Source organism: Streptomyces sp. NPDC049597 (assembly GCF_040675505.1).
Taxonomy (GTDB): domain Bacteria; phylum Actinomycetota; class Actinomycetes; order Streptomycetales; family Streptomycetaceae; genus Streptomyces.
Window position 1 is genome coordinate 71,210 of the sequence record NZ_JBFAOY010000011.1, and the last position, 11,123, is coordinate 82,332.

Consider the following 11,123-nt stretch of genomic DNA (forward strand, 5'->3'; position numbering starts at 1 on the left):
GCACGGTCCAAGATGGATTCCTCCTGCCCTCCCACGCCACAGGGGCTCGTACTCCGGCGGGAGTTCGCCAAGCGGCTCACGTGACGTACGGCATTCAGCGCACGCCCCCGTAGGACCACCCGAAGGTCGACCCGCAGACCATGGCGGGACGAGCAAGGCCGGTACGACGACCTGGGTGTCGCGGTCGGAGCCATCTCGGCCTTCGGTACCGGAACGGTGGGGTTGACCGCCGGCTCGACGGGGGTAGGCCTGGTCCGCACGCCGTAAGACGGACTCCTGGGGTGGACGCCTGGTCGACGAGGTTTTCAGCCGGCCTGCCGATCGGCCGGCCCACGGCACAGCCCCGGCGGTGGTCAGCCGCGTCAGTGCGCGTGCTTCCGTGCGGCAATCGCCAGGCCTGAGGGAGGCCGCCCGCGGGTTCGGCCGCCGTCCGCCCGAAGCGTGGCAGCGTTAGCCCTCCAGTGTGCTCGGGCGTAGGGTCGGTGTGTGGAGGGTTGGGATCGACTCAGCGTCGACGACGTCCGGCTGCTTGAGCTCGAGTCGGCGGCGATCGCCGGACACACGCTGAAGATGGTCATGCTCGAGCCGAGCGACGCCCCGCTCGACATCGACCGACTGCGTGAGAACGTCGACATGAGACTCGAGGCCGGATCACGCGGCCGCGAGCGCGTGGCGCTCTCCGATCCCCGCTGGGTGACCGACGACGAGTTCGACATCGCTGCCCACGTGCGCCGCCGCAAGGGCACCACGGGGATCGACGAGCGTGGCGTATGGGCGGTGGCGGGTGAGCTGATGGCCGAGCGCCTCGACCACGGACACCCGCTGTGGGCGTTCGACGTCATCGGCCCCCTCGCCGACGGCCGGGAGGCAGTCGTTTCGCGTATCCACCACGCAATGGCCGACGGGATCAGCTGCCTGCGGTTCCTCGACGAGGTCCTGTGGGAGCCGTCGGGCCACGGGCAGTCCCGGCCTTCTGGCGCTGCGGTACCCGCGGCAGCCGCAGGACCACGCGGTCACGAACTGCGTCGACTTCCGGCCACGCTGTGGCGCGAGCTGGGACACCGGGCAAAGGAGTCGGTGCTCGATCGCAGGATCGGGGCCGCGCGCGAGCTTGCCTTCACCACTGCACCGCTTGCCGAGCTGAAGGCGATCGGCGCTTCGCGGCCCAGCCGGGCCACGGTCAACGACGTCCTGCTCGCTTCGGTCTCCGGTGGGTTGCGGGCCTGGCTGGCGGCTGCCGGCGAACACGTCGGCGGGCTCCGGGCGCGGGTGCCGGTAAGCCTCCACCACCGTGACGAGAATCCGTCAAAGCTCGGCAACCGCGATTCCTTCCTCAACGTCGACCTGCCGCTCTCCGAGCCCGATCCGCTGGCCCGCCTCGATCGGATCAGCAGCAGGACCGCCGCGTGCAAGGTCGCCGGCGACGCCCAAGAGCTCTACGACCTCTTCCACGCGCTCGCCCGCTGTCCGCCGCTGGAGCGCGCCCTCGAGCGCATCGCCGCCCACCCACACGAGTTCAGCCTCGCGGTCTCCAATGTGCCCGGCCCCCGCGCAGTTCTCACGGTGAGCGGCCGACCGGTCGAGCGACTGTATTCGGTCGCCGAACCGTCGCAGCGCCACGCGCTGCGGATCTCGGCGATCTCTTATGCGGGGACGGTCGGTGTCGGGGTCTGCACCGATCCCGAGGCACTGCCGGGAATCGCGGGACTCGCCGACGCGATCAGCAGCTCGATCGCCGAACTGCGGCACGCAGCGCTCGCATAGCACCCGCGGCAAGGTCCGTCACAGAGCCCCGCGGCAAGGTCCGTCCCGGAGCGGCGATGAACCTTGCTTTCCGGCGCTTTGAGATCCGGTCGGCGCAGGCCGGCAGCACACCAGCCAGCAAGGACAACGGCGGGCGGGGGCGAGGCACGGCCTCCATCCCGAGCGTCGCGGCCGGCGTTCTCATCTTGTGGGAGCTGACGCTCGCCTGTGGGGTGCCGGTCACCTGGGCATGGGTACCCCTCGCGACGTGGATGCTTCTCCAACTGCAGGCATGGCACAGGCCGACGGAAAGCATGTTCGCGCGCTACATTCTCCGGCTCCGTCGGCCGAGTGGCTGTGACCAGCCCCGTCGCAACGACCTTCACACGACGTCGAATTCATTGCCCTCGGGGTCCTGCATGGCGGCGGCGTAGAGCCCCGTGTCCGGCTCATCCTTGATCCGCAGCACGGTGGCACCAGCCTTGACCAGCCGTTCCACCGCAGCCTTGACCCGCTGTATACGGACGTCCAGTGGGACGTCACGGCCCCCACCGACCTTCAGGTCGAAGTGCCACCGGTTCTTGGCGACCTTCGGCTCCGGAACCTGCTGGAACCACACCCTCGGTCCACGCCCCGCAGGATCGATGATCGACTCCGGAATGTCCCCGGCACCGGCCGGCAACTCTGCCTCGGGCACCCCCATGGCCGCCCAGTAGGCACGCCAGGTGGCGTGCCCGCCCGGCGGAAGCTCAGGCACGTAGCCCAGGGCCTCGGCCCAAAAGGCCACCATTCTCTGCGGATCGGAGCAGTCGATCGTCAACTGCACTGTCATCTCCATGCTCAGAGCATCCCAGGCAGGTCTGACAGAAGATCCACTTTCGCCACAGGCCAGAGGTTCCGTCATCGAATGTCACGCCCACATCAGCAATGAGGCGAGGGTGACGGCTGCTTCGTAGGACTCGTCCCCGCCGGTCGACGGCCGACGGGTGAGGTCGCGGACCCCGGCGGGGCCGGGGTCCGCGGCTTCAGCACGCCGGCGGCCTCACTCCGCCGCGGCGACCCAGTCGACCAGCTGGATGATCACGCCGTTCGGGTCGGTCACCTGGAAGAGCCGCTCACCCCACGGCTCCTCCCGCAGCGGCATGGTGATGTCGACCCGCTCGTTCCGCAGCCGCTCGTACTCGGCCTCCAGGTTGGCCACGGTGAAGGCCAGGATCAGTCCGGCGGCGCGCTGGTCCCGGAAGCCCTCGGGCAGGACCTCGATCCCCCGCCGCAGAAAGATGACGTTGGCCGCGTCCTCCCGCGTGAGCGAGGCGAAGCCGTCCGCCGCCATGGCCTCCTTGAAGCCGAAGTGCTCGACGAGGAATCGGGCGGAGGCGGCGACGTCGTCGACGTTCAGCGATACGGCGGTGGCAGTGATCTGCATGTTTCTCCTCCGAAGGTGACGGGACCGGGACGACCCGGCGGCAGGAGCTGGCGGCCTCTAACTCTATACGTTGTACATTGTACTGCGTATAGAGTTTCTGGGTCGGGTCCCGACCTGCCTGACACCGTGCGGAAGAATGGGGCCATGGCGAAGGCGAAGGACCGCACCGGCGTGGGCGACCCGGCCCGCACCCTCGAACTGCTGTGGCGCGAAGCGGCGCCCAAGCCCCCCAGGCGCGGACCGAAACAGCAACTCAGCGTCGACACCGTCGTGCGCACCGCGATCGAGCTCGCCGACCGCCAGGGGCTGGACACGCTCACCATGCGGGCGATCGCCCAGGAACTCGGCGTCACGCCGATGACGCTCTACACCTACGTCCCCGGCAAGGCCGAGCTCCTCGACCTCATGCTGGACACCGTCTACCAGCAGATGCCCCGCACCGAGCACGCCCCGGACGCCTCCTGGCGCACCCGCGTGACCGCCGTCGCCCACGACAACCGGGACCTCCTGCGACAACACCCCTGGGCGGCCACCCTGCCCCTCACCCGCCCCGTACTCGGGCCGGGCCACATGGCCAAGTACGAACACGAACTGTGCGCGTTCGACGGGACCGGTCTCGACGACGTGGAGCGGGACGCCGCGCTCACCCACCTCCTCGCCTTCGTGCAAGCCACTGTCCGCAGCGCACTCGACACCCAGGCCGCCGAACGGGACAGCGCCATGTCGGACGAACAGTGGTGGGCCGCCAATGCCCCGCTCCTGGCGCGCGTCTTCGACCCCGCCCGCTATCCGCTGGCCACCCGGGTGGGCAGCGCGGCCGGCGCGGCCCACCAGGGCGCCTACGACCCCGACCACGCCTACGCGTTCGGCCTGCGGTGCACGCTCGACGGCTTCGCGGCCCTTGTCGACGAGCGCAGCACTCGGCCTCCGGCTCAGGACGGCTAGGCAGTGTCTTCGAATCGACCGCTCGGCGATGGCGTGATCCCGGATGGGGACCAGGGCGCCGTCCACGACGAGCACGGCGCCTTGGCAGACCGCCTGCGGGTCAGCAGGGCGAGCGCGGGACCGAGGTGTGCTTCGACGCCACCGGGACGGAGCTCTTGGCGTGCAGCGGTGTCAAACGCTCTGTGAAGCCCAGCAGGAAGGACTCGTTCGAGCCCTGAGTGATCCACGGTGGAGCCGAGCATCAAGGGGCGTAGCGAGGATCTCCAGCCGGGACGGTCCCCGGTCCATGAGACGTCAGGTCGTCGCCTCAACCTCCCGCAAGACCCACCCCATGAACGCCGTCACATCGGCTGCGGGCAGATCGACGGCCGATTGCCTGGGCAGGGAGAAACTGTGCAGCGCAGCTGTGAGGAGGCCGGCGAAGGCGTCGGCGGACGACAGGACCTGTTCTGCCGCAGCCCTCTTCGACGTCCAGCGTCCCGTGCGGGCGTACACCAGCGAGCGGCAGCCGTTCAGGACCCGGTTGTCCGGCAGATGGCCGATGCCCGCGGCGTGGTCCCGCACTGACGACCTCACCGCAGCGAGCAGGTCTTGCCGGGAGCCGGGGGCGATGACGTCTCGTGGATGCCGCCCGAACAGAGGCCGTCCCGACTGGTGGGCGATCGAGCGGTCGATGACGTACCAGAACGCCGGCGAGTCCGCCGCGTCGAAACTCGTCTTCTCCGGCAGCAGGGGACCGGTGTTCAGGTCCAGGAGGTATCCGGCGTCCTGCGAAGGGATGGCGACGAACTCCGCTGGATACACCACCAGTTCCAGCCCCGCCGCCGGGCACCGCAGATCCGGGTGGCGCAGCACGGCGGCCAGCTTCCGCAGGGAGAGCGCAGGTGTCTCGTCGCCCACCACAACCATGATGTCGACGTCGCTTCGTCCGTGACGGTAGTCGCCGAGGGCGACGGATCCGACCGCGGCCACGGTCACCAGATCCCTTCCGCAGACGGCCTCGATCCGAAGACTCAACTCGTCCAGGTACGGCTTGAGTCCGGGGAACAGCCAGTCTTCTCCTGCAGTGGTTTCCTCCACCACGCCTCCTCGCGTGTTTTGTCGTTGGGGCCCCAACGGTGCGTACGCCGGTTCGTACACGCGGCAGCTGCTCTACGGCCGACGGCCCAGGAAGGGGTGTTCTCTGGATTCCCTGTTCACAGGGTTGCAGCCCCCAAAGCCAGGGCACAGTGGCGCAACTGCCAGGGTCCGGGAAGTTCGCGCCCTTTCCGCCGGGGCATCTTGTCCGGGGGCGTGAACGATGCGCTTCTGACAGCGCCCGGTTCGGTTGAGTGCTTCGTCGAAGCGTGGCGGCGGCGCACGCGGTCGGCGCAGGCCGTGACCCGCGACGGTGCGAGAGTGCCGCGAAGCGCGCGGTACCGCGGTGGGGTCGGAGGCCGTGTCGGGCGGCGAAGTGGTGGCCCAGGTCCTCGACCGCCGGGCTCGGCGGTACGGGCGGTGTCCAGCAAATTCCGGCACCCTGGCAGTTCTGCCCGTCCTCCTTCGGCTCTCCGTCCGGCAGGCTGCAACCCACGACCCGCCGTGATCACTCCGGGGTCATCGGCTGGTGTCAGTGATCGGCAGTTGACCACCGGGACCGCCGACCGGCGCAGGCGGATACAGACCAGGAGGCGCCGTGGCCACACATCCACGTTCCGACGGCGAGGGGCGAGTTGCGCTGGTGACAGGCGCTGCCCGCGACTGACGCCGGCAAGGGCGGGTGCATGAGCCCTTCTCTGTGCAGGCTCACCCTTATCGATCACACAGAAAGGACGGACGATTGCGATGACGGATGAAATGCGCGTCATTGACACCGTCAGGAAACAGGGTTACATCCTGGAATTCGATGAATCCTTCGATGACGCCAACCTGAATGACTCCCGATGGCTGCCGTATTATTTGCCGCACTGGAGTTCACGCGAGGCAGCGCGCGCCAGGTATCACATCGAGCAAGGTGCTTTGAATCTGCTCATCGAAGAAGACCAGAAGCCGTGGTGTCCTGAGTTCGACGGCGGCCATCAGGGTTTCTTCATTGCAGACCGGCCTGTTCGCCGGCCCCGTCGGTAGCCCGATCGGACAAATGCGTTTCAAGCCGTCCCTTCGCGTGCGGGAGGCGCAGGAGCCCAGCAAGCTCTACACCCCTCAGTACGGGTTTTTCGAGATGCGGGCCAAGGCGACCGCCGATCCACACTGCATGGTGGCTCTCTGGATGATCGGTCATGAGGATGTGCCGGAGCATTCAGCGGAGATCTGTATTTTTGAGATCTTCGGCCGCGAGATGACTCCGGACACGGCAACTGTCGGCATGGGACTGCACCCGGGGGGTGATCCCACCATTCAGGAAGAGTGGTCCGCAGAACGCCTCGCCATCGATGCCCGCAGTACCACACGTACGCCGTTGAATGGACTCCGGATCACGTGGCGTTCTTCGTCGATCACGAGCTGATAAAGATTTCGAACCAGTCCCCCCATTATCCCATGCAATTCATGCTCGGCATTTACGAGTTCCCTGAAGGTCGACAGGTCGCCGGCTCCTATCCCAAGCGGTTCACTGTGGACTGCTTCCGCGGCCATCGCCCCGCACCTGCCCCGGAATGACATGCCGCACGGGATGGTGTGCAGGTGGGCGACGCCCGTTCGTTGAGGCGGTGGACACGGAAGCGGTGGCGACCAAGGTGCCGGCTCCGTCGACCACTGCCCGGCCGGCGAGGGAGTCACCCCCCGTTCGGAGCCGCTCGAGTGCGCCGACGGGTGTTCCGTGCAACCAGGACGCCGCGAGCGCTGGTGGCTCGACTCCTGCGGGCGGGAGGGTGGCCGTGAACTGCCTCTCGTCGCCCCGCCGGACGATGTCGTGGCTGACGGTGTCGCCCAGGACGTGACGCTTGACCGACGAGTCGCGGACGCGTCGGTCCAGGCAATCTCGGGGCCGGACGCCTGATCGACTCTGACCACGCGCCGGGCCCCCGGCAGCCCGTCCATCAGACGCAACTCACTGATGAGTTGGGGTAGGCGGCGCTTTGCCGGGGAGCTGTCGCGATACGGGTTCTACGTGGAGCGGAAGGTGCGTCGGTGGGTCGCGGGTCCGACGCCGCGTCGGGCGGCGAAGTGGTGGCGCAAGGTGTCGGCGCTGCCGAAGCCGGCGCGTCCGGCAACTGCTTCGACGGGCAGATCGGTGCGCTCAAGGAGCTCCTCGGCGAGCTGAAGCCGCTGGTCCAGCAACCAGCGGTGTGGCGTTGTGCCGGTGACCGCCTTGAACCGTCTGGCGAAGGTCCGCGGCGACATCGCCGCCTGGGCGGCGAGAACCTCCACCGTCAGCGGCTGGTCGAGATGGGCCTGCATCCAGTCGATCAGATCGGAGAGGTGGTAGTCGGCGCTGAGGGCGGGGACGGGCATCTCGACGAATTGCGCCTGCCCACCGGAGCGGTGTGCCGGCACCACCATGCGACGGGCGAGAGCATTGGCTGTCGCGGCACCGTACTCACGACGCACCAGATGGAGGCAGGCGTCGATTCCGGCAGCTGCTCCTGCGCTGGTGAGGACCGGGCCGTCTTCGACGTACAGCACGTCGCGGTCGACCTGCACCTTGGGGTACAGCTCGGCCAATCGGTCGGTGAACTGCCAATGCGTTGCCGCTCGTCGCCCGTCGAGAAGGCCTGCCTCGGCCAGCAGAAACGCCCCCGTACAGACGGAGAGCACGCGGGCCCCGCGGGCGACCGCGCTCCGCAGCGCCTCCAGGAGCGGCGGCGGGGCGGCTCGGTCCAGCTCCGGCCAGGCCGGAACGGTGACCAGGTCGGCCTCCGCGATCCGCTCCAGCCCGTGGTCGACGTGGATCGGGAACCCCGACGTGGTGGGCACGAAACCCGGGTTCGGCGAGCACACCGCGAAGTCGTGGTTCGGCAGGACGGCGGCGTCACCGGAGCGGTCGAGGCCGAACACCTGACACACCACGCCCAGCTCGAAGGCTGCGGCCTTGCCTCCCACCACTGCGGCCACGTTCCTGATCACAGAGACCATTGTGGCAGAAACTGCCCGGATGGCAGCAGTCGTGCCACTGCTTCTTGGCCCCCCTGGGCGGCCACGCTGCTTTGCATGAGGTCGGGGCCGACAGCGGCCGGGGAGGTGAACCGCCCCAGGTTCAGCGCAGGCGCTGCCGGGCGATGGCCTCGAGCTCCCGCTTCATCCGGGCAATGGCCTCGTCGGTCGTAGCACGCTGGGCCATGGCGTCGTGCACCACGGCCTGGATCACGAGGTTCACCTGGTCGTACCGCGGGCTCTTGGGGCGCGGCTTCGCCGCGAGCACGGCCTCCCGGAGCGTGGGCAGGTAGGGGAACTGCCGTACCAGCGCGGGGTCGTTGTAGAGGTCGGCCCGAACTGGTGGCAGGCCGCCGTCGACGAGGACCCGCCGCTGCACCTTCTGGCTGGTCAGGTAGACCAGGAGGTCGGTTGCCGAGTCGCGGTGGCGTGAGTCCGTGTTGATCGCGAGATTGGAGCCGCCGAGGATGCCCGCCGCGTTCCCGCCCAGTCCGGGCAGCGGCGTCACACCGAACTTGCCTGCGACCTTGGAGTCCTTGCCGCTGGCCAGGGCGTGCACATAGGGCCAGTTGCGCAGGAAGAGGAGGTGACCGTCCTGGAAGGCCTTGCGCGACTCCTCCTCCTTGTAAGTGAGCGCTTCCTTGGGGATCCAGCCGTCGCGCACACCCCGGGCGAGGAGTTCGAGGCCCTGTCGTGCGGCGGGAGAGTCGACGGTCACCCGCCTGCCCTCGTCGACGAGGATCGTGCCGCCTGTGGACTGCACGGCCTCCGCGGCGTTCACGGTGAGACCCTCGTAGGGAAGGAACTGCCCGGCGTAGCCGCCCAGGCCGTACTTCGGTGCCACCGTCTTGGCCAGTCGCTCGAGCTCTGCCCATGTGCGCGGCGGTTTCTCCCCCTCCTTCTCCAGCACATCCTTGCGGTAGTAGAGCAGGCCGGCGTTGGTGACATAGGGCAGCGCATAGAGGCGGCCGTCGAACGTGGCGGTCTGCACCACCGGCGGGAGGAACTGCTTGATGGGGAAGCGGTCGGCGTTCAGCGGGGAGATCCAGCCGGCCGCGGCGAATTCCGAGGTCCAGGCCACATCGATGTTGAGCACGTCGTAGCGGGCGCTGCCGGACCGCAGGCTGGTGGCCATCTGGGCCCGGACCTCGTCGGCTGCCTCCGGGAGTTCGACGAGGGTGACCTTCTCGCCCGGGTGTGCCTGGTTCCAGTCCTTCAAGACCCCTTCCAGGTATCCGGTGAGATCCTCACCCGTCACGAGGGTCAGGGGGCCTCTCCTGGCAGCGGACTCGTCCGTCCCGCCCCCGGGACCGACGCAGCCGGCGCAGATCAGCGCAGCGACGAGGAGTCCCCGGCTGGCGGTTCGTGTCCACCGCATGGTTCCTCCTGAGCAGCAATGCCAACTCGCCGGGCGGGGCGTGCCCTGGATATCCGTTGTGTAGTGGAATGCTGGCGGCGTGGCGACGAGTGCAGCGATACAGCACGTCAGGCAGCCGTACGCTGGATACCCGTTATGTAAGCGGAAGCTCGACGGTGTGGAGCGGTCCGTAGCCTTCGGCCGCACGCCGGGCTGTGGGGCACCCGCGCCAAATCCTACGCCGGGAAGGAGGCGGGCGAACGTGCGTCTCCATCTTCTGGCGCTCCTGGCGAAGGGGCCCGCCCACGGCTACGAGCTCAAGCAGGCGCTGGAGAGCCTGCTGGGCGCCGCGTACCCTCAGCCGAACATCGGGCAGATCTACGTCACCCTCGGCAGACTGGAGAAGTCGGGACTGATCGAGGGCGAGGACGTCACCCAGGAGAACCGCCCGAACAAGCGCATCTACCGGCTCACCCCGGCGGGGCGCAAGGCGGTAGCGGAATGGTTCGAGAAGCCCACCGACGAGCCGCGGGTGCGGGACGAGTTCTTCATGAAGCTGGCCCTGGCGCCGGACTCGGGAGTGGCCGACCAGATCACGCTGATCAACCAGCAGCGCCGCCACTATCTGAACACCATGCGTGATCTGTCGAAGCTGGCGGCCACCGAGGACCGGGACAACCGGCTCGCACAGCTGCTCATCGAAGGGGCGATGCTGCACCTGCAGGCGGACCTCGACTGGTTGGAGCGCTGTCAGGAGGAGCTGGAATGAATCGCGAGGCGTCTTCCGGGGACGGCGCCGACGAGATCACCTCCCCGACGCACGGGAAGGAATCCACCGACGCCGAGCCTCTTCTGCGGGCCGAGGGCCTGGTGAAGACGCACCAGGCCGAGGGTGCCGCCGTCAGGGCCGTACGAGGGGTCGATCTGAGTGTGGGGCGCGGCGAATTCCTGGCGGTGACCGGCCCCTCCGGAGCGGGCAAGTCCACGCTCCTCCACCTTCTCGGCGGACTCGACCGGCCCGACAGCGGGCGCATCTGGCTCGACGGCCGACGGGTCGACGGCTACAGCGAGGCCCGGTGGGCCGTGCTGCGTCGACGCAGCATCGGCATCGTCTTCCAGTTCTTCAACCTGGTCTCGCACCTGACGGTGGCGGACAACGTCGATCTGCCCGCGCTGCTGGCCGGCAAGACCACGCGGCGCGCGCGGGAGGATCGCGCCGAGCTTCTCGCCGACCTCGGCCTGGAAGGCAAGGAGAACAGCACGCCCGGCGAGCTCTCCGGGGGTGAGCAGCAGCGCGTCGCTCTTGCCCGCGCTCTGGTCAACCATCCCGCCCTGCTGCTCGCCGACGAGCCCGCCGGCAGTCTGGACAGCAAGGGCACCCGTGAGGTGCTGCGGCTGCTCTCCCGCTTCCACCAGCGCGGCCAGACCATCGTGCTCGTCACGCATGACGCCCGGATGGCAAGTGCCGCAGATCGGGTCATCAGCCTCTTCGACGGCCGGGTCGTCGACGACGTCGTGCTCGGCCGTGAGGGCCCGCGTCGTGGCGGAGTGTCCGGAACGCTGGAACTCGGGGGCTGAACG

General features: G+C 68.5%; 12 protein-coding genes. 7 read left to right on the top strand and 5 right to left on the bottom strand.

Features of this window, described 5'->3' with window-relative positions:
* Nucleotides 1–486: 486 nt before the first annotated feature.
* Nucleotides 487–1,764, top strand: coding sequence for a wax ester/triacylglycerol synthase domain-containing protein (locus AB0K02_RS15070; protein ID WP_365992851.1), 1,278 nt, complete (start codon nt 487–489; stop codon nt 1,762–1,764).
* Between the two features lie 361 nt (nt 1,765–2,125).
* Here the strand turns inward: AB0K02_RS15070 and AB0K02_RS15075 are convergent, their stop codons facing one another.
* Complete coding sequence (locus AB0K02_RS15075) at nt 2,126–2,581, bottom strand: VOC family protein (protein WP_365992852.1); 456 nt, start codon at nt 2,579–2,581, stop codon at nt 2,126–2,128.
* A gap of 204 nt (nt 2,582–2,785) precedes the next feature.
* Nucleotides 2,786–3,169, bottom strand: coding sequence for a VOC family protein (locus AB0K02_RS15080; RefSeq protein WP_365992853.1), 384 nt, complete (start codon nt 3,167–3,169; stop codon nt 2,786–2,788).
* A gap of 144 nt (nt 3,170–3,313) precedes the next feature.
* Here AB0K02_RS15080 and AB0K02_RS15085 point away from each other — a divergent pair, with 144 nt between their 5' ends.
* Nucleotides 3,314–4,114, top strand: coding sequence for a TetR/AcrR family transcriptional regulator (locus tag AB0K02_RS15085; protein WP_365992855.1), 801 nt, complete (start codon nt 3,314–3,316; stop codon nt 4,112–4,114).
* 294 nt (nt 4,115–4,408) lie between these two features.
* On the opposite strand, the gene AB0K02_RS15090 is transcribed toward AB0K02_RS15085, so the two are convergent.
* Nucleotides 4,409–5,194 (bottom strand): aminoglycoside adenylyltransferase domain-containing protein, encoded by a 786-nt coding sequence (locus tag AB0K02_RS15090; protein ID WP_365992856.1) that lies wholly within the window; start codon nt 5,192–5,194, stop codon nt 4,409–4,411.
* A 744-nt stretch (nt 5,195–5,938) separates the two neighbouring features.
* Between AB0K02_RS15090 and AB0K02_RS15095 the strand changes: the two genes are divergently transcribed.
* The 3 genes from AB0K02_RS15095 to AB0K02_RS15105 are packed head-to-tail and all read left to right on the top strand — an operon-like array spanning nt 5,939 to nt 6,751.
* A complete protein-coding gene (locus AB0K02_RS15095) occupies nt 5,939–6,220 on the top strand; it encodes a hypothetical protein (protein ID WP_365992857.1) in 282 nt (93 codons plus the stop codon).
* Nucleotides 6,186–6,599, top strand: coding sequence for a glycoside hydrolase family 16 protein (locus AB0K02_RS15100; protein WP_365992858.1), 414 nt, complete (start codon nt 6,186–6,188; stop codon nt 6,597–6,599). The genes AB0K02_RS15095 and AB0K02_RS15100 overlap by 35 nt, the downstream gene beginning before the upstream one ends.
* Complete coding sequence (locus tag AB0K02_RS15105) at nt 6,572–6,751, top strand: hypothetical protein (protein WP_365992859.1); 180 nt, start codon at nt 6,572–6,574, stop codon at nt 6,749–6,751. The genes AB0K02_RS15100 and AB0K02_RS15105 overlap by 28 nt, the downstream gene beginning before the upstream one ends.
* A gap of 447 nt (nt 6,752–7,198) precedes the next feature.
* Here the strand turns inward: AB0K02_RS15105 and AB0K02_RS15110 are convergent, their stop codons facing one another.
* Both AB0K02_RS15110 and AB0K02_RS15115 read right to left on the bottom strand, forming a co-directional pair.
* Nucleotides 7,199–8,158, bottom strand: coding sequence for a helix-turn-helix domain-containing protein (locus tag AB0K02_RS15110; RefSeq protein WP_365992860.1), 960 nt, complete (start codon nt 8,156–8,158; stop codon nt 7,199–7,201).
* Nucleotides 8,159–8,288: 130 nt separating this feature from the next.
* Nucleotides 8,289–9,563: an ABC transporter substrate-binding protein gene (locus tag AB0K02_RS15115; protein ID WP_365992861.1), complete on the bottom strand. Its 1,275-nt coding sequence runs from the start codon at nt 9,561–9,563 to the stop codon at nt 8,289–8,291.
* 241 nt (nt 9,564–9,804) lie between these two features.
* Between AB0K02_RS15115 and AB0K02_RS15120 the strand changes: the two genes are divergently transcribed.
* Together AB0K02_RS15120 and AB0K02_RS15125 are read left to right on the top strand one after the other, a co-directional pair.
* Complete coding sequence (locus tag AB0K02_RS15120; RefSeq protein ID WP_365992862.1) at nt 9,805–10,311, top strand: PadR family transcriptional regulator; 507 nt, start codon at nt 9,805–9,807, stop codon at nt 10,309–10,311.
* Nucleotides 10,308–11,120: an ABC transporter ATP-binding protein gene (locus AB0K02_RS15125; RefSeq protein ID WP_365992863.1), complete on the top strand. Its 813-nt coding sequence runs from the start codon at nt 10,308–10,310 to the stop codon at nt 11,118–11,120. The genes AB0K02_RS15120 and AB0K02_RS15125 overlap by 4 nt, the downstream gene beginning before the upstream one ends.
* Nucleotides 11,121–11,123: the final 3 nt, after the last annotated feature.